Genomic DNA, 16,844 nt, shown 5'->3' on the forward strand with positions numbered 1-16,844 from the left:
TGTCATTACCTTTTTCACAAAAAAATCCCGCTTGCCGTAAGCAAGCGGGGTGTGCGTTAATTCTTTAAGACTGCGTTTTTAATATTATCCTGAAGCTGTTGAATCCGTTTCGCTCCGTCTTCTCTGATACGTCTGTTCTCTTCCTCGATCTGTTTCGTTTCCTGCATACCGCTGACAATCGTATTCCAAGACGTTTCAATCGTCTCAATGTCAATGCTCGGACGGCCTGCCATACGGGCAATCTCCACGCTTTGGTTTGAAATATTTTCAGCGTTGCGCTTCAGCATTTCATTCGTGCGGCGGTCCAGCTCGCTCATTGAATCAGCCACAAGCTTTTGCCGTTTGACTGTGACAGCCTGAATAATGCCGTTTTTGAAAATCGGAATTGTAATGACGAAAGCGGAATTGATTTTCCCGATGAGCTTCGTATTTCCGCGCTGAAGGAGGCGGATCTGCGGTGCCGTTTGCAGCGCCACCATCCGCGCCATATCTAAATCATAGACACGTTCCTCAAGCGCTTGAAGCCCGTCGCGCAGCGTATCGAGCTGCATTTGCGCAAGCTGGTTCCCGCCGGCCGCTTTTTCTTCATAAGAAGGAATGAGCGCCTGCATTTCCTCAAGCTTCATCTGCCCGGCAACGACATATTTTTCAAGCTCCATGTAGTAGTTAATGTTGTTTTCGTACATCTCTTCAAGTGTATGGTTCGTCTTTGCCATTTCATCTTTGTATTTCGAAATTTCAACATGGATTTTTTCAATTTCTCCGCCCAGGGTGCGGTACTTCTGAAAGATCTTTTCAATCATGCTGTTGCCGCGTTTGAACATTTTAGCAAGGAATCCTTTTGGTTCATCGAAATCATTTTTGTCGAAACGGTCCATGATTTTTCCGAGCTGCGTCAGCATTGTGCCTGAATCTGTGACACTTGTTGTTTTCATCATATTTAAGATGCGGTCGGAAAACTTCGAGATCTCAACTGCCGGTTCTTTTCCGTACTCCAGCAGCTCCATTTGGTTTTTCACGTCAATCTGCTGCGAAATGCGCTGCACCTCAGGGTCTTGGCGCAGCTGCGCCCTGATGTCATCTGCTTTTTGTTCAGAAATCTCTTCATTTTTATCAAGAACAAGCGGATTTTGATTTTCTGTCATATTTATTTACTCTCCCTGCTTTTGCGTAATGGTTCTAAACAGCTTTCTTACGAGTGACGGCTCCTTATATTCCTGCCGAAACACCATGTCCTCCAGCCAATGGACATCAAATTGGCTTTCTTCAATATAATGCTCAATGTCCTGATGACCCGGCGGATTATACAAGATGATATCGACGCCGAATTTATTTAAAAACAAAAGAGCGGCGGCATCAGAACGTGTGAGTTCGCCATTTTGTTCCGTATGATATAAAACGAGTTTCGGAACGGTTTGGGCGTAATCAAACGTCTGAATCAATTGCAGCAGCGAAGCGGGCAGATTCGTCGCCTGGCGGAACAAATAGATTGCGGCATCCCTTGACTGCTCCCCGGGCAAAGCCTTCAGCCCTGGGTTTCTGCACATGTCAGAAATCACATTGGCGATGGCGCTCTGCACACCTGAAGGCAGATGCTTGTACTGCCAGATGTTGCTTCTTTTCAGCCTGTCCGCGTCAACCTCTCCTTTTTCATTTAAAACCTGACTGTAGTGATACTGGTAGTTGGCTTTCAGCTCTTCCGTAAACGGAAAACTGCGGATCATGTGTGTCTCCTGATAGTCCGCGGCGGTATGGAGTCTGTTCCAATATTCTTTCGTATCTTTGGAAACCCCCATCACTTTAGCAAAAAGGTTCGGAACGGCCACCCGCTCCCTGTCCGCTTTAAATTGCGGCCGGATAAACGCCCGCTCCTTCGCAATGAGAAATAACTCATCATACGTCGTTTTTAAGGTCACGGACTGCGGGGTGTGCTCCCTGAACTGCCAAGGCTTATACATCATGGATTCCTCATGGTTCAGCACATGCTCAATTTCTTTCGTTGACCGGTAGGCCGTCGTGGACGTTCTGTCCGGCTTTTCTTTCGGAAAAGGCTCAAGACCGCCTGTTGCGGGGAGCTTTATCACAAAGCTGAGCTCCTCATCCGGATCAATCAAGCTGAACGGATCTTCCGCAGCCGGATGAAACAATAGGACATCACAGCCGATCAGCATGAGATAATAGAGAAAATAGAGCTGGCTTTTGGTCGCGTCTCCATACCACACCACCTTCGGCATCTCACGCTCTATATCGGCTTGTTCGAGCCATGGATTCAGGTGGTTCAGCGAAAACTTTGACACATCCAAGAGCACACGCCGGAAATCGGGATGATTCAGCCCGTTTTCATGCCGGTCCGCAAAGGTTTCCAAAAGCGTCATAAACGCGGTTCTCAGCCGGCGGTGCATAAGCGGATCAGCGTGTTTGGCAAGCAGCCTGCCCCCATCGAGAAACGCGACAAACCTGGAAACCGAAAGCCCTTTCTCTTTTTGATTGACCGAATGGATGTGCTGCAGCGCCTGAAACGTTTCCGGCGCGATGGTCTTATCCAGCGTCTCGCTCAACACATGGATGTTTTCATGAGAAGACAGCTCGAAAAGCTTACTGTAATACTCCGTCTCATCATAAGGAGTGCCCAAAATCCGGACGGCAAGACGGGTAAACGCCAGCCCGTTTTCCCGCTCGTAACCGGGACGTTCCGGCAGCGGCCGCATCAGAAACGTTTCCCAGTCATCATTTTCCGGCTCGGCCTTTCGGATCAACAATTCCTCCTGCTTCATCATTTTCCTCCTTTCTCTTCATGATAATCGGTACAAAAAAGGAAGGAAATGAACTCTCCCTCCTTTTTTGTTTTATTCTTCTTTAGATGCAGCCGTCTGCTCCTGAACCTGCTTTTGTTTGTTGAAATAATGGATAATAAACGTGACCACAAACGCAGCGATGATGATTCCGAAGAACACCACGTGCGGCATTTCATAATCAAAGGCGCTCGCCGCCATTTTCACGGCGATAATCCCGATCAGCACAAAAGCCGTGTTTTCAAGTTCAGGGATTTTATCAATTAACACAAGGAATACTTTTGCGACTGTACGCATCATGAGAATGCCGAGCATACCGCCGATCAAGAGCACCCACACTTTTTCCGATACCGCAAACGCGGCTAAAATGCTGTCAACAGAGAAGGCCAGATCCATTAACTCAACTGAAACGACAGTGGCCCAGAAAATTCCGAACGTACGGACCATCCATGAATTTTTCTTCATGCCTTCCGTATCGTCATCACCTTCTCCGATCCAGAAATGCTTAATGACGAGCCAAGCCAGGTACAGCGCGCCAAGCACTTTGATCCACCAGAACTTAATGAGCAGCATCCCGATTCCGATAAAGATAAAACGGAAAATATATGCCCCGAACAATCCGTATGTTAATGCTTTCTTCCGTTGTTTTTCAGGCAGATGCCTTACCATAACCGCAAGCACTAACGCATTGTCGGCCGACAGCAGCCCTTCCAGCAGAACCAAGGAACCGATCAGCCCCCATGATACAGGGTCAGTCAGCACCTCACCCCACATTTTCCAATCAAAAAAGGAAGCGTAGGTCGACATAATATGATGTAGAAAATCCAAGTTTTTTCCTCCTATTTAGTAAAACGGTAATTTCCTGCTTACACCTGCAAGCCGTAATTCCGGCAAAGTGATGCCAGACCGCCGGAAAACCCGCTGCCGATGGCGTTAAACTTCCATTCAGCCCCATGGCGGTAAAGCTCACAAACGACAACCGCCGTTTCAATCGAGAAGTCTTCCCCTAAATCGAAACGAAGCAGTTCATTCTGGCTGTTTTCATCGACGACGCGCACGAACGCGTTCGAAACTTGTCCGAAATTTTGGCCGCGCGCTTCCGCATCATGAATCGTGACGGTGATGCCGATCTTTTCAATATTTGCGGGTATTTTTGAGAAGTCGACGATAATTTGTTCATCGTCTCCCTCTCCCTCGCCCGTCCGGTTGTCTCCCGTATGGATGACGCCCCCGCTCGGGTGTTCCAGGTTATTGTAGAAAACAAAATCAAGATCATTAACACAGTTGTCATGGGCATCGACAAGAAAAGCCGACGCGTCAAGGTCAAAGTCATGCCCTCCGGAGTACTTGTTCGTATCCCAGCCTAAGCCGATCACCGCTTTTGTAAGACCGGGGTTCGTTTTTGTCAGATCAACACGCTGTCCTTTCGCCAATTGAATAGCCATGTGCCGTCTCTCCCTTCTGTGCTTGATATGGTTTTAGCCGATTTGCAGGCCGTAATCTGTCGCAATACGGGCCAGTCCGCCTTGATAGCCTGAGCCGATCGCGGAAAACTTCCATTCGCCGTTATGTCTGTAAAGCTCTCCTGCGATAATGGCTGTTTCAATTGAGAAATCTTCAGCCAGATCGTAGCGGATCAGCTCTTCATTTGTCTCTTCATTGACAATGCGAACGAACGCGTTGGAAACTTGTCCGAAGTTTTGGCCGCGCGCTTCCGCTTCATGAATCGTGATGACGAATGAAATTTTGTCAATAGCGGCAGGCACCGCGCTCAGGTTGACCCTTACGCTTTCGTCATCGCCTTCGCCCTGGCCTGTGAGGTTGTCGCCTGAATGTGCGACAGAGCCGTTTCCGCCTTCAAGCTGATTATAGAAAATAAAATCATCGGGCGACGCGCATCTTCCTGCTTCATTTAATAGAAAGACGCTGGAATCTAAATCAAAATCATGTCCGCCGTCGTATTTGTTTGTATCCCAGCCAAGGCCGACAACGACTTTAGAAAGACCCGGATTTGTTTTAGTCAAATCTACTTTTTGTCCTTTTGCCAATGAAATTGCCATGTGTGCACTCTCCTTTTTATCGTTTAGGCGTATCGGTTAACGATATCGCCGATTTTTGTATCGTTTGTGCCTTCTCCTACCGCGGCGAATTTCCACTCGCCGTCCTCGCGGTAGATTTCAGCCGCGATCAGGCTCGTTCTGCCTGAATAGTTATCTCTTAAATTGTACGTCACCAGTTCTTCGCGATTAGCCTGATCAACGACGCGGATGAACGCGTTTTGAATCATGCCGAAGTCCTGTTTTCGTCTGACGCAGTCGTAAATATTGACGACAAACACAAGTTTATTAATCTGAGCGGGCACTTTCGCCAAATCGATGAGAATTTGTTCATCATCGCCGTCGCCTTCACCCGTCAGATTGTCACCCGTATGTACGACACCGCCGCACCGGCTTTTCAGATTGCCGAAATAGATGACGTTTTTGCTGTCTGTCATTTTATCATTTTCAAGCATCAGTACGGAAGCGTCACAGTCGATATTGGCACCGCCTCCGCCGAACAGCTTTCCGAAAAAGCCGCCGGATGATACAGGGTCCCAGCCGAGTCCGACCAGCAGTTTTGACAGGCCGGCTTTTCCTTTTGTTAAATCAATCCGCTGTCCTTTTTGTAAAGAGATCGCCATATGATTCACTCCTATTCTGTAAGGGTGCCGCTAAGCACGCCGCAAGTGCGCATTTTTACTAAATTCCGGGACAAGAATCCCGGTGTTTATTAAGATATACGTCTTTTATTATATCAAAGTTTCATAAAACATAAGAATTTTTGGCGAAAAACGGCGAAAAATTACTTCCTATATTCTCCTTCGTTCCGGAGAGAATAGAGAAAACAAAGAAATTGACGGAGACTGAACATTTTTCCTATCCTTGTATCAATACATGTCAGGAAAGGGGCAGACGAGTGATTGATTTAAGCATACTTGATCAGGCGCCCGTATCCAAAGGAAACGGGCCGCACGAGACGCTCCGCCGTTCAGCGGAGCTCGCCCGCCTCAGCGAAGGTTGGGGCTATAAGCGGTACTGGTTTGCCGAGCATCACGGCACAAGAGGGCTCGCAAGCGTTTCGCCGGAAATTATGATCGCTCATACCGCCGCAGCCACAACATCCATCCGTGTCGGATCAGGCGGCGTGCTGCTGCCGCAGTACAGCCCCTATAAAGTCGCGGAAACTTTCCGTCAGCTTGAGGCGCTGCATCCGAACCGGATTGACCTTGGGGTCGGACGCTCACCGGGAGGCACGACGAAAATCCGGCTCGCCCTCACAGACGGGGTAAAGAAAAGCATGACCGAGTTTAACAGGCAGCTTCAGGATTTATCATCCTTTCTGACAGATTCGGTTCCCTCGGACCATGCTTATGCCGGAATAAAAACAGCGCCCTTGATTGAAACAGCCCCGCAGCTTTGGGTGCTCGGCCTCGGGGAAAACAGCGCCAGACGCGCAGCTCTTCAAGGTGCGGGCTATGTCTTCGGCCATTTCATTAATCCGGAACGCGGGGAAAAAGCCTTTCAGATCTATCGGGACCATTTCCGGGCTTCCGCCCATTTTTCCGCTCCCGCCTCGCTCTGTGCCATTTTCGTCATATGCGCAGCTACGGATGAGAAAGCGGAAGAACTCGCCTTAAGCCAGGATTTATGGCTTCTTCGTGTCGGAAAAAGCGCCGACAGCCGCGTGCCGAGTGTGGAAGAAGCGAAGGCTTATCCGTATTCGCCGGAGGACCGTAAACAGATTGCAGAAAACAGGAAGCGGATGGTGATCGGCTCACCTGCCGCAGTGAAACGCCGTCTGCTTGAACTTTCCGAACGTTATCAGACAAAAGAGATGATGGTGCTGTGCAACGTCTTTGATTTCGAAGCAAAAAAAGAGTCATATGAGCGTCTTGCTGATATATTTCTGTAAAAAAAAAAGCCGTCAAACGGCGCAGCAGATGAAACTGCTGCACCGCTTAACGGCGGTTTTTTCGTTCTTTTCCTTTTTTAAACGCATTCCAAATCCCCTGCAGCATAAAGCCGAGCAGAAGCAGAATGATTAACAGTAAAGTGATTGACGGCCCCGGAGGCGTTCCGAGCTGGTACGAAGACGTCAGCCCCATGAACACACTGAAAAGAGAAATAATAATGGCTGCCGCAAACACCCATTTAAACCCTTTGGCGATACGGATTGCAAAAGCCGCGGGCAGTACGAGGAGCGCGGAAACGAGCAGCACGCCGATAATCGGAATAATGACCGAAATCGCCAGCCCCGTCACGATGCTGAATGACATTGACAGGAGATTTGTGTTAATGCCTGATGTCTTCGCCGTCGCCTCGTCAAAGGTAAGGAGATAGAGCGGTCTGTTTAATATAATGAAATAAAGCAGAATCAGCAGGGTAATGCCTCCGATAATATAGACCTGCTGCTGGCTGACCGTGACAAGCGATCCAAATAAATATTGATCGATGCTCATCGACGCGCCGCCTTTTGACAGGCTGATCAGAAACATCGCAAACGACAGCCCGGCCGCCATTAAGATTGCGATGGATACCTCTGAATATGTACGGTATGCCCGCCGCATATATTCGATGCCGATCGCTCCGATCGTGACGACAACGATGCTCGCCGCCGTAATATTGGTACTGAGAAAAAAACCGATGGCCACGCCCGACAATGAAATATGAGACAGCGTATCCGCCATCAGCGCCTGTCTTCTCAGCACGAGATATACGCCTAATATCGGCGCCATAATTCCGATCATGCTTCCCGCTAGAAAAGCTCGTCGCATGAATTCCAAGTCAAACATTTCCATCCGCCTTTTTCCCCCCTCTCAAGCCGTATGACTTTATCCAAATACTGCTGTACTTCGTTTTGTTCGTGTGTCACCATGACGACGGTGCGGTTGTGATTTTTCACCTGATGGTGCATAAATTCGTAGAAACCCTGTCTGCTTTCATAATCAACCGCGGTTGTCGGTTCATCAAGCATCAGCAGATCCGGATTGCTTGCAAGCATTCTCGCAATGCAGATTTTCTGCTTCTGTCCGCCGGATAAATCGCCGATTTTCCGGTGGCGGAAATCCCACATTTCCACCATCTTCAGCGCGTTTTCCACCTCGTGGTGATCCGTTTCGTTCAATCGTTTAAACCATTTTCCTTTCGTATAACGGCCTGATTGCACAAGCTCCAGAACCGTGCTTGGGAATCCTGCGTTAAATGAAGAAATCTGCTGCGGAACATAGCCGATTGTCAGGCGTTTTCCGGCTGCGTTTTTTTTACTGATCTCGGCCGTTCCTTCCCAAGGTCTGAGCATGCCGAGCATGACTTTCATGAGCGTCGATTTTGACGCGCCGTTCGGTCCTGTAATGCCGACGAATTCGCCGCTTTTGATTTCCAGCGACACACCGTCAAGCACGGGTGTATGCGAATAACCAAAAACGATATCCTGTAATGTAACGAGATTCATGCTGACCTTCCTTTCCCGCATAGAAATAGTGTGCACCCCGCGGCGCACACTATGTTATTTAACCAATAGCGAATCTTTCAGTGCATCAAGGTTTTTCTCCATAATGTCGATATAACCGATGCCTTTATCCCGTTCTTTTTGGCTTAAACCTTCCAGTGTATTGAGCACTTCCGTTTTCGCGCCGATTTCACCGGCAAGTGTATCTGCAACTTTAGGCGATGCAACTTCTTCAAAGTAGATGATCTTCACATCATGCTTTTTGGCAAACGTTTTGAGATCCGCCAGTTTGGCCGCACTCGGCTCTTCTTCAGGAGAAAGGCCTGCAATCGCGACTTGTTTTAAGCCGTATTCTTTGGCGAGATAGCTGAATGCCGCGTGCTGTGTGATCAATTCTTTTTTCGACGCTTTATTTAATGTTGTACGGTATAGTTTATCAAGATCCTGCAGTTTTGCAATATATTCTTTACTATTTTTCTCATAGTATGCTTTATTCTTCGGGTCCTGTTTTACGATCTGCGCCGTAATGGTTTTGACCTCTTTTTGCGCAAGAACCGGGCTGAGCCACACGTGAGGGTCCATGCTGTGGCTGTGGTCATGACCGCCGTGTCCATGTTCCTCTTCCTCTTCATCCGAACCTTCGAGCAAGTCAATTCCTTTTGACGCCTTTACAAACTTCGCATGATCAGAGCTCATGCTTTTTTCCGCTGAAGGAACCCATGTCTCCATATATTCGCTGTTGTATACGAAAAGATCGGCGTTTTGAATGCCGGCGATATCCTTCGGCGTCGGCTCCCAATCATGGGGTTCGACCGAAGACGGGATGAGAATGTCTACATCGCCTTTGTCTTTGACAATTTGTTTCGTGAATTCGTACATAGGATAAAAGGTCGTCACGACGTGCAGTTTGCCGCTTTTCGAAGAACCTTTCGAAGATGAATTGCCGCAGCCCACCGCGATTAAAAAGCATGCCGCAATGACAATGATTCCGCTCCATTTTTTAAACAAGCCGTTTCCCCCTGTTCTGTAAATCAGAATGATGACGATTTCCAAAGCGTACTTTCTCGTTCATTTGTTACCTATACCATAATAAAACGAAGTAATTACGTTTTGCAAGATATTTTTTCTAAATTGATATCCGACTTACCTAAAAAGCGCCCCCGCCATGTATGGACGGGGGCGTCGTATCACATATCAGGCAAGCAGATAGACTCTTGTTTCATAAGGGCGGAATGTGATGCGGGATTCCGCGCCGCCGCCATTTTCATAGTTGCTGAGAAGCAGCTCGGCCCTTTCAGATCCGGAACCGTCCGGCCAATAAAAGACGGCTTCTTCTTCCGATACGTTACTGATGGACATGAGTTTTTGCCCGTTTGCCTGTCTTTCATACACAAACAGCTGCGGATCATCAGGAAGCAACAGCGTGTAGCTGCCTTTTATGATATCAGCATACTGTTTTCGCAGGCGGATCAGTTTTTTGTAAAAGTTCAATATAGAATCGGGATCATCCTGAGCCTCGGCCGCATTGACGGTTTTGTAATTGGGATTGACCTTCAGCCACGGTTCGCCCTCCGTAAATCCGGCATTCTTGCTGCCGTCCCACTGCATCGGTGTTCGTGCATGGTCCCGGCTTTTCGCCATAATGGACGCCATGACTTCTTCTCTGTCACGGCCCATTTCAAATACCCTTTTATGATACATATTGACGGTCTGAATATCTTGATAATCCTCTATTCTGTCAAACGGAGCGTTTGTCATGCCGATTTCTTCCCCCTGGTAAATGTACGGCGTGCCTTTCATGAAATAAAGCAGGGCGGCAAGCATTTTGGCGGATGCTTTGCGGTATGTGCCTTCGTCTCCGAAACGGGATACGATCCGGGGCTGGTCATGATTGCACCAATACAGCGTATTCCAGCCTTGATGTTCCAGTTTTTCCTGCCAGTCTGTGAGCACTTTCTTCAAATCGGCCAGCTCAAGCGGTTTTACATCCCAATGCTCTTGGCCCGGCTTTTGATCAAGCTCCATATGCTGAAAATGAAAAATCATATTCAGCTCATGCTCATCGGTTCCCGTATAAACGAGCCCCTCCTCAGGCGTCACTGATCCCGCCTCGCCGACCGACATCACGTCATATTTGGAAAATACCTCTTTCGTCATTTCTTTTAAGTAATCATGTATCCGTGCTCCGTTTGGCCGGAAAGGCTTTGGATCGGCCCGGCGAGCGATATAATCTTCATACGGCGGCAAGTATTCTTTTTTTGACAGAAGATGAAGCTGGTCTATTCGCAATCCGTCCACGCCTTTATCGAGCCAAAATCTCATCATCTCGTGTACTGATTGCCGAACCTCGGGATTTTCCCAATTCAGATCGGCTTGTTTGACGGCGTTCATATGCAGGTAATATTCGCCCGTATGTTCTTCGTACTGCCAGACGGATTGTCCGTAATCCGACACCCAATCGGTCGGCGGGCCGTCCGCGGTGCCCGGCCGCCAAATATAATAATCGCGGTATTTGCTGTCCGGATTCATTTCCGCCTCTTTGAACCAAGGATGCTCCGTGGAGGTATGATTTAAGACGAAGTCCATCACAAGCTTTAATCCGCGGTTGCGGCATTCTGTAAGCAGATCGTGAAAGTCCTCCATCGTTCCGTATGATTCCATAATCGCTTGATGATCCGTCACATCGTAGCCGTTATCGACATTTGGCGACGGATAAATCGGGCAGATCCATATCACATCAGCGCCAAGTTCTTTTATATAATCGAGACGCGCGATAATCCCCCGCAGGTCGCCTATGCCGTCGCCGTTCGTATCTTGGAAGCTTCGCGGATAGATTTGATAGACAACGGCGTCTTTCCACCAGTCACTCGCCATCTTGCGGCCCTCCTGTTTTTTAGAGAACCATTTCCTTTATGACCCTTCTCTAAACAAAAAAGAGAAGGTTTCCCCTCCTCTTTTTAACTTTCCAGCTGAGACGGATAAAGCGTCATGCCTCCGTCGACGAAAAGTGTCGTTCCGGTTACGTAACTCGCTTCTTCCGACACCATCCATGCGGCGGCCGCGGCGACTTCTTCCGGTTTTCCGAAGGCGTTCATCGGAATTTTTTTCAGCTGGGCCTGTTTATGTGTTTCATCTTCCAGATCCTTATTGGACTCTGTGGCGATCGTTCCGGGAGCGATGGCATTCACCCGGATGCCTTTGTCTGCGTAATTGAGCGCCATCGTTTCCGTCATCATTTTGATCCCGCCTTTGGATGCCGAGTACTGCACGTTTTCAGGACGCGGTATTTGCTGATGAACGCTCGATATGTTTAAGACCGTTCCTTTTTTGCCGCGCTCGAGCATATGTTTCAGTGCCGCTTTCGCCCCCAAAAAGGTGCCGGTCACGTTGACGTCGATGACCCTTTGCCAATCCTCCAGGCTCATTTCATGGGGCATCGCTTCGGCTCCGTTAAAGCCGGAATTGTTGACCATCACGTCCACGCCCCCGAAATGCTCCTGAGCGGCATTAAACAGCGCCTGAATCCCTTCTTCTGAGGATACATCGGCTTTTACGGTGACGGCTCTGCCTCCCGCTTTCTCAATGATGTCCGCCGCTTCTTCCGCTCCGGCGGAATCACCGAGGTAGTTCACTACCAAATTCATCCGCTCCTTGCCGAAGCGTTCGGCAATGGCTTTTCCGATTCCTTTCGAAGAACCTGTTACGATCGCTGTTTTTCCCTGTAAATCCTGATACATTGTCTCATTTCCTCCCTGATGTTAATACAGAGCATGTACCCGGTTTTAATCGGCTGAAAACAAAAGGAATCATAAAAAGAACGATGAAACCGAAGCTCCCTCGTTCTTTTTTTCATTATGCGTAGTTGTTCATTTGCAGCCTTTTTTGCACGCCGACAAGCCTGCTGAAAAAATAAGATGCCGCTTTGTAGTTCTCCCGTTTATGAAAGAAATGAGCCGCGTCCTGAAGCAGTTCCTCTGTGTCAGCCAACAGCTCCTTTGATTCCAGGATGTCAAAATACTCTTTGAGCGAATCCTGTCCGCCTTCCCCCTGATAAAGCTCTTTAATCAGACGGAATTTCGTCATATAGATCTCATCTTCCCACTCCGCCGCGCTTCTCATGCCCCGCGCGCAGCTGGCGGCGGCTTCACTGTATTTTTCCGTTTTAAAGTAGATATGTGTGAGTGAAAAAACAGCCTGGATGACCTGCCGGAAGCTGTGTGCTTCAAATCCGGCAGCCGCCCGTTCAAAATCCTCCGCCGCCTTGCAAAAGTCACCCAGACTGTACATACAGTGCCCGATATTATAATAGGCCGCAGCAATCATATATTGATCATCAAGCCGCTCCGCGTGCTCCAAGGCGCATTCGAGGTATTCCAGCGCTTTTTTATGCTGCTGGGCGTCCATCAGATTTCCGGCAATGATAAATTTGCACTGCACCCTTCGCATTCCGTATAATTCATATTTCTTGTAAATATCAAGCGCCTGTCCCGCGTAATTCATCGAAAAGAAAGTCTGCTTGATATGATAGTACACCTCAGAAATTTTATACAGAAACTCGGCTTTCTCTATGTCATCTTCCACATATTCAAGCTTTTCCTCAGCCCGCTTATAATGAGAAATCGCTGAGATGAAGTTTTTCTGCTTAAATTCATACATTCCTCTGAAATAGTAAAAATAATATTCCAGTAAGCCGGTCAGCTTTTGCTGGTTCATCTCAATCTCAGTGAGCATTTCAGAGAACGGAGGCTGGCAGTCGCCGTCTTTCATGGGTTTTAATTTATCCAGCATGATGCGGTGCCTAAATTCCATCAATGAAAAATACAACAATAAATCCTGATTTTCTTCCATATCTTCGAGTTCATATTGAATCTCCCGCTTCAGCGCTTCAGCTTTATCGGCTTCAAACGCGCGGATCAGCTTATACCATTCATTCATCTTAACGGCCACTTCTTCAGATGGAATCTTGGATTTCATAGATTTGCCTCCTTCCTCCGGCTACTAATTATGTTATATTTTATCATAGCAAATTTATGGCAGTGAGCAAACAAAGATTTTAATCAATTAAAGAAAGAGAGAATTCACCATGAAACTACCAGTCAGAATTGCGCTGCTTTTGATCCTCTTCTTTTCCGCAGACCTATGTTTTTCCTATGTGCAGAAAGAACTGAGGCCGCAGACGGCATTACAAGATAGAGCCATTCCAAGCGCTCTTCATCCGCTCGTGAAACAGAATGCGGAGCTATTGCAGACGGCCGCTCTGAAAAAAGGCATCACCGTCGTTATCACAGAGGGTTTCAGATCAATTGAGGAACAAAACGAATTGTACCGTCAAGGACGTTCAAAAAAAGGAAATATCGTCACCTACGCAAAAGGCGGGGAATCTTACCACAATTACGGCCTTGCGATCGACTTCGCCCTGCAAAAAAAGGATGGAAGCCTGATGTGGGATATGACGTACGACGGAAACCGAAACGGCACGCCCGATTGGCTTGAGGTCGTATCGATTGCCAAAACGCTCGGTTTTGATTGGGGAGGCGATTGGAGAGGCTTTAAAGATTATCCTCATTTACAAATGATCCCTGGCTAATAAAACCTTTTCTTTTTTCGCTTTTGCGCATCAATGTACGGAGGATAGACAGGCCTGTACACAAGCTTATATCCTTCATTGCCGGACGGCGTAAAATCGCGCTGCCACTCCAGCCGCAGATGGAAATCGGATAAAAAAGCGGCCTTTGCTTCTTCGGGAGTAACGGCCGGCACCGGATTGATCTTCTCCAGCTGCTCCGGGTCAATGTCAGGCGCCATGTAAGCTTCCACAAGCCCCGTTACGGGACTGACAAGTATTCTCGCAGCGCCGAACCGCAGCGGAATATCCTGATGCCATACGGAAAAATGGAAGCGGAACCTGCCCCTTCCGTCCGTTTTCAGCGGGTTCATTTTAAAAAACTCGTCCGCTCTCGGATAAAGCTTGTATAAAAATTGAAGCGCGACGGTCTCACACTCTTCCGCAGAATAAAAGGCCGGGCCCTGATGCTCAATAAAAGATTTAAAGGCTGTCATTTTCCCTGTCTTTTTGTCCGTTTTCATCTTCATTGTATTTTTGTTGCTGGTTTCAAAATAGCTTTCGATACTCAAATCTTTCCGTTCCGGAACCGACCCTTTCCGCCATGTCGTTCCGATCTCATCCCCGAGATCGCGCCGGCGCGTCTGAACCATATCCGAGGTAAACCCCATTAATTCATCCAGGCTGATTTCCCGTTTATGTTCAAACGCGGGAAGCGGTTTTGCCGGCTCATTCCTGTCTTCGCAAAGCTGCTGATCCGGCACGATATCATCTTCACCGGCCGGATAGCTGTAAGCCGGCAGAATCGGTTCATAGACGAGACGCGGTATTTTCTCAAAATTGACCACATCATAGACGAGACTGAATGTCAGCACACTCATATAATGCGAGACGACTTTTTCCCGATCGACGAATGTTTCCGGGACGGGCGCTTCACCCTTATCCCCGTAATAGATAAACTGCACGACGAAGCCGCTCCTGGTTACATCAACGAAAAAACCTGAATCGGGAAGCGGCCGGCCGAGCACTTTTTTTGTATAGATAAATCGGATGCACCCATTGCGTTCTTCCCTCGCCTGAAAGATGAAATTCATAAAAGTAAGCGGGCGGTGTCTCGCCGCAAACCGAAGAGCCGTCAGCTTTAATTCGGCGTCTGACAGCTGCATGTCTGAACCCGGACAGTCGTTGCGTGAGTATGTAAGCAAAGATCCGTCGTCGCCCAGCTCAATCGTTACCGTTTTATCCGGATGGTTACGATCTTTCCATATATAATAGGCTCTCGTTTTTTGTTTTTCATCATAATCTTCTATTTCAAGCTCATAGTGCGGCGGTATATTCCCGATCTCCAGCGCTTTTTTTCTCAGATGTTCTTTCAGCAATGGGGTCATCCTTTCAGAAGAGTGTATAAAAAAGAACTGTTTTTAATTATATAAAAACGTCCTTATCCTTTTAAAGGGAAGAAAGTGCCTTTTATGTGTCTATTTTTAGCAAAGAGGGAAAAGAGCCGTATTCAGAGCGGCTGTTTCCCATACAAAAGTCACATTTCCTATGAAAGACCCGGGACGAACGCCCATGACCTTCAGCCTATTAAACTCGTGATCACTTCTCCCGTATGAGCCTCAATAAACCGCGGGAAAACCGGCTTATATACGAGCCTGTACACTTTTCCGCAGCTGCCGTCTTCGTAACAACGATCCCAAGCGAGCTCGGCTTTGATGGCCCGGCGGATCGCGTCCTTCGCCTCTTCCATTGTCAATGAAGGAACGGGATCAATTTCCTCGAGCTCTTTCGGATCAATTTCCGGCGGCATATAAAACGTGACAAGACCCGTCTTTTTGCTGACGCAGATTCTCCCCTCTCCGAATCGCAAATCAACGCCGCCCGAACAAGCCTTATATGTAAGTCCCACGTTTTCTCCTTCATCATCCGGCTCATCATATTGAACCCGGAAATACTGATCCGCTTCCGGAAACATGGCGAATAAAAAGCGGATGGCCATGTGATGGCATTCTTCCTCGGAAAACTCCGGTTCGCCTTCACTTTGTATAAATGACATTACCCCGGTGAGCCGGCCCGATTCTTTATCATACCTTGTTTTCAATACATGTTCATTCCGCTCTTTTAACAGACTTTCAAAACTTTTATCTTCCCGTACGGATTTTGTTTTTTCAGGACGCCAGGCAATACCGATACTGCCCTCTCCAAGATCGCTTTCCCTCTCTTTATAAAAACCGTCGTGCAGCCCGATCATGTCATTGATGCTCATCTTTTCCGCTTCAGGTGCAGGGCATGAAATCGGGACATACGGCAGCGTGCCGTCTTCCAGCTCTTCATATTCGTCTATTTCTGCATTCTCTTCCTTCAGGTCGGCCGATATCGGCCGCGTCGGAGACACGATTTCATAGACGAGATGAGGCTTGTCATCCCCCTGCACATAGACGGACTGATGCAATACGGTGAACAACAGCTCCGCTTCAATATGTTTGACAAAGTGAGCCAATGCTTCCCGCTTGTCCGCAATTGTCCCGGGTCTTAAGAGATTATCGGACTTCCCATGGTAAGAAAAGCCGGTTACTTCCCCTGTCAAAGACAGGTCGACGTAAAACCCGGTCAGCGGAAGCGGCAGACCGTCAGCCATCTGAACATAGGAATATCTCACATCACCATCATTGGCGGAGCCGCTGTTTTCCAATTCGAACTCAGCCAATGCCCCAGGACGATGGGTTTCTACAAACGCCCGCATCCGTTCTTCTATGTCCGATTCCGAAAGAGCCGGCAGATCAGTCCGGAAAGCCGGACGGGATAAGGATTTCAGTTTTCCGTCCCGGTCTAGTTCAACCATGATGCCGGCTTCCGGATCATTCTTATCTTCCCACCAAAACAAAACCTCATCTTCCTGATATTCTTCCACATTACTCTCATAGCGGGCAGGTACGTTTCCGATCCGGAGAGCCAGCTGTTTCAATTCTTCTTTTTTCATCATAACACTTCCTTTTCTTCCA

The 16,844-nt window shown here is 48.1% G+C and carries 16 protein-coding genes; 2 read left to right on the forward strand and 14 right to left on the reverse strand.

What is annotated here, in order from left to right; all coding sequences use genetic code 11:
• Positions 1 to 56 precede the first annotated feature (56 nt).
• The 6 genes from MJQ52_RS09980 to MJQ52_RS10005 all read right to left on the reverse strand — a co-directional run bounded on the left by MJQ52_RS09980 (position 57) and on the right by MJQ52_RS10005 (position 5,472).
• Positions 57 to 1,145, reverse strand: a complete 1,089-nt coding sequence (locus MJQ52_RS09980) for a toxic anion resistance protein (RefSeq protein ID WP_032857831.1) — start codon at positions 1,143 to 1,145, stop codon at positions 57 to 59.
• Positions 1,146 to 1,151: 6 nt separating this feature from the next.
• The gene (locus tag MJQ52_RS09985; protein WP_094247264.1) at positions 1,152 to 2,774 is read right to left on the reverse strand and encodes a YceG family protein; all 1,623 of its coding nucleotides are present in this window, start codon (positions 2,772 to 2,774) and stop codon (positions 1,152 to 1,154) included.
• Between the two features lie 72 nt (positions 2,775 to 2,846).
• Entirely contained in the window at positions 2,847 to 3,620 is a 774-nt protein-coding gene (locus tag MJQ52_RS09990) for a TerC family protein (RefSeq protein ID WP_003156644.1), read from the reverse strand.
• A 38-nt stretch (positions 3,621 to 3,658) separates the two neighbouring features.
• Positions 3,659 to 4,237: a TerD family protein gene (locus MJQ52_RS09995; protein ID WP_003156645.1), complete on the reverse strand. Its 579-nt coding sequence runs from the start codon at positions 4,235 to 4,237 to the stop codon at positions 3,659 to 3,661.
• 33 nt (positions 4,238 to 4,270) lie between these two features.
• Positions 4,271 to 4,852: a TerD family protein gene (locus MJQ52_RS10000; protein WP_003156648.1), complete on the reverse strand. Its 582-nt coding sequence runs from the start codon at positions 4,850 to 4,852 to the stop codon at positions 4,271 to 4,273.
• Positions 4,853 to 4,875: 23 nt separating this feature from the next.
• The gene (locus MJQ52_RS10005) at positions 4,876 to 5,472 is read right to left on the reverse strand and encodes a TerD family protein (protein WP_003156649.1); all 597 of its coding nucleotides are present in this window, start codon (positions 5,470 to 5,472) and stop codon (positions 4,876 to 4,878) included.
• 275 nt (positions 5,473 to 5,747) lie between these two features.
• Between MJQ52_RS10005 and MJQ52_RS10010 the strand changes: the two genes are divergently transcribed.
• Entirely contained in the window at positions 5,748 to 6,743 is a 996-nt protein-coding gene (locus tag MJQ52_RS10010; protein WP_094247265.1) for an LLM class flavin-dependent oxidoreductase, read from the forward strand.
• A gap of 46 nt (positions 6,744 to 6,789) precedes the next feature.
• Here MJQ52_RS10010 and MJQ52_RS10015 read toward each other — a convergent pair whose 3' ends face one another.
• The 6 genes from MJQ52_RS10015 to MJQ52_RS10040 all read right to left on the reverse strand — a co-directional run bounded on the left by MJQ52_RS10015 (position 6,790) and on the right by MJQ52_RS10040 (position 13,253).
• The gene (locus tag MJQ52_RS10015; RefSeq protein ID WP_003156653.1) at positions 6,790 to 7,629 is read right to left on the reverse strand and encodes a metal ABC transporter permease; all 840 of its coding nucleotides are present in this window, start codon (positions 7,627 to 7,629) and stop codon (positions 6,790 to 6,792) included.
• Entirely contained in the window at positions 7,587 to 8,282 is a 696-nt protein-coding gene (locus tag MJQ52_RS10020; protein WP_003156655.1) for a metal ABC transporter ATP-binding protein, read from the reverse strand. Before MJQ52_RS10020 ends, MJQ52_RS10015 begins: the two co-directional genes overlap by 43 nt.
• Positions 8,283 to 8,336: 54 nt before the next feature.
• Positions 8,337 to 9,287 (reverse strand): metal ABC transporter substrate-binding protein, encoded by a 951-nt coding sequence (locus tag MJQ52_RS10025; RefSeq protein WP_094247903.1) that lies wholly within the window; start codon positions 9,285 to 9,287, stop codon positions 8,337 to 8,339.
• Positions 9,288 to 9,473: 186 nt separating this feature from the next.
• Positions 9,474 to 11,153, reverse strand: coding sequence for a glycoside hydrolase family 13 protein (locus tag MJQ52_RS10030; protein WP_094247266.1), 1,680 nt, complete (start codon positions 11,151 to 11,153; stop codon positions 9,474 to 9,476).
• An 83-nt stretch (positions 11,154 to 11,236) separates the two neighbouring features.
• Positions 11,237 to 12,016 carry a glucose 1-dehydrogenase gene (locus MJQ52_RS10035; RefSeq protein WP_094247267.1) on the reverse strand — a complete coding sequence of 260 codons (780 nt, stop codon included), beginning with the start codon at positions 12,014 to 12,016 and terminating at the stop codon, positions 11,237 to 11,239.
• 115 nt (positions 12,017 to 12,131) lie between these two features.
• On the reverse strand, positions 12,132 to 13,253 hold the full coding sequence (locus tag MJQ52_RS10040; protein ID WP_003156660.1) for a tetratricopeptide repeat protein: 1,122 nt from the start codon (positions 13,251 to 13,253) through the stop codon (positions 12,132 to 12,134).
• A 109-nt stretch (positions 13,254 to 13,362) separates the two neighbouring features.
• Here MJQ52_RS10040 and MJQ52_RS10045 point away from each other — a divergent pair, with 109 nt between their 5' ends.
• A complete protein-coding gene (locus tag MJQ52_RS10045) occupies positions 13,363 to 13,866 on the forward strand; it encodes a M15 family metallopeptidase (protein ID WP_077721755.1) in 504 nt (167 codons plus the stop codon).
• On the opposite strand, the gene MJQ52_RS10050 is transcribed toward MJQ52_RS10045, so the two are convergent.
• Together MJQ52_RS10050 and MJQ52_RS10055 are read right to left on the reverse strand one after the other, a co-directional pair.
• Positions 13,863 to 15,221: a YcdB/YcdC domain-containing protein gene (locus MJQ52_RS10050; RefSeq protein WP_077721754.1), complete on the reverse strand. Its 1,359-nt coding sequence runs from the start codon at positions 15,219 to 15,221 to the stop codon at positions 13,863 to 13,865. The genes MJQ52_RS10045 and MJQ52_RS10050 overlap by 4 nt on opposite strands.
• Positions 15,222 to 15,421: 200 nt before the next feature.
• The gene (locus tag MJQ52_RS10055; protein WP_077721753.1) at positions 15,422 to 16,822 is read right to left on the reverse strand and encodes a YcdB/YcdC domain-containing protein; all 1,401 of its coding nucleotides are present in this window, start codon (positions 16,820 to 16,822) and stop codon (positions 15,422 to 15,424) included.
• Positions 16,823 to 16,844: the final 22 nt, after the last annotated feature.

Origin of the sequence: Bacillus sp. jun7 (genome assembly GCF_051034795.1) — a bacterium.
Classification (GTDB): domain Bacteria; phylum Bacillota; class Bacilli; order Bacillales; family Bacillaceae; genus Bacillus; species Bacillus velezensis.

Coding starts and splice junctions, on each gene's coding strand:
- MJQ52_RS09980 (WP_032857831.1), bottom strand. CDS start 1,145: ATGACAGAAAATCAAAATCCGCTTGTTCTTGATAAAAATGAAGAGATT.
- MJQ52_RS09985 (WP_094247264.1), bottom strand. CDS start 2,774: ATGAAGCAGGAGGAATTGTTGATCCGAAAGGCCGAGCCGGAAAATGAT.
- MJQ52_RS09995 (WP_003156645.1), bottom strand. CDS start 4,237: ATGGCTATTCAATTGGCGAAAGGACAGCGTGTTGATCTGACAAAAACG.
- MJQ52_RS10000 (WP_003156648.1), bottom strand. CDS start 4,852: ATGGCAATTTCATTGGCAAAAGGACAAAAAGTAGATTTGACTAAAACA.
- MJQ52_RS10005 (WP_003156649.1), bottom strand. CDS start 5,472: ATGGCGATCTCTTTACAAAAAGGACAGCGGATTGATTTAACAAAAGGA.
- MJQ52_RS10015 (WP_003156653.1), bottom strand. CDS start 7,629: ATGGAAATGTTTGACTTGGAATTCATGCGACGAGCTTTTCTAGCGGGA.
- MJQ52_RS10020 (WP_003156655.1), bottom strand. CDS start 8,282: ATGAATCTCGTTACATTACAGGATATCGTTTTTGGTTATTCGCATACA.
- MJQ52_RS10030 (WP_094247266.1), bottom strand. CDS start 11,153: ATGGCGAGTGACTGGTGGAAAGACGCCGTTGTCTATCAAATCTATCCG.
- MJQ52_RS10035 (WP_094247267.1), bottom strand. CDS start 12,016: ATGTATCAGGATTTACAGGGAAAAACAGCGATCGTAACAGGTTCTTCG.
- MJQ52_RS10040 (WP_003156660.1), bottom strand. CDS start 13,253: ATGAAATCCAAGATTCCATCTGAAGAAGTGGCCGTTAAGATGAATGAA.
- MJQ52_RS10045 (WP_077721755.1), top strand. CDS start 13,363: ATGAAACTACCAGTCAGAATTGCGCTGCTTTTGATCCTCTTCTTTTCC.
- MJQ52_RS10055 (WP_077721753.1), bottom strand. CDS start 16,822: ATGAAAAAAGAAGAATTGAAACAGCTGGCTCTCCGGATCGGAAACGTA.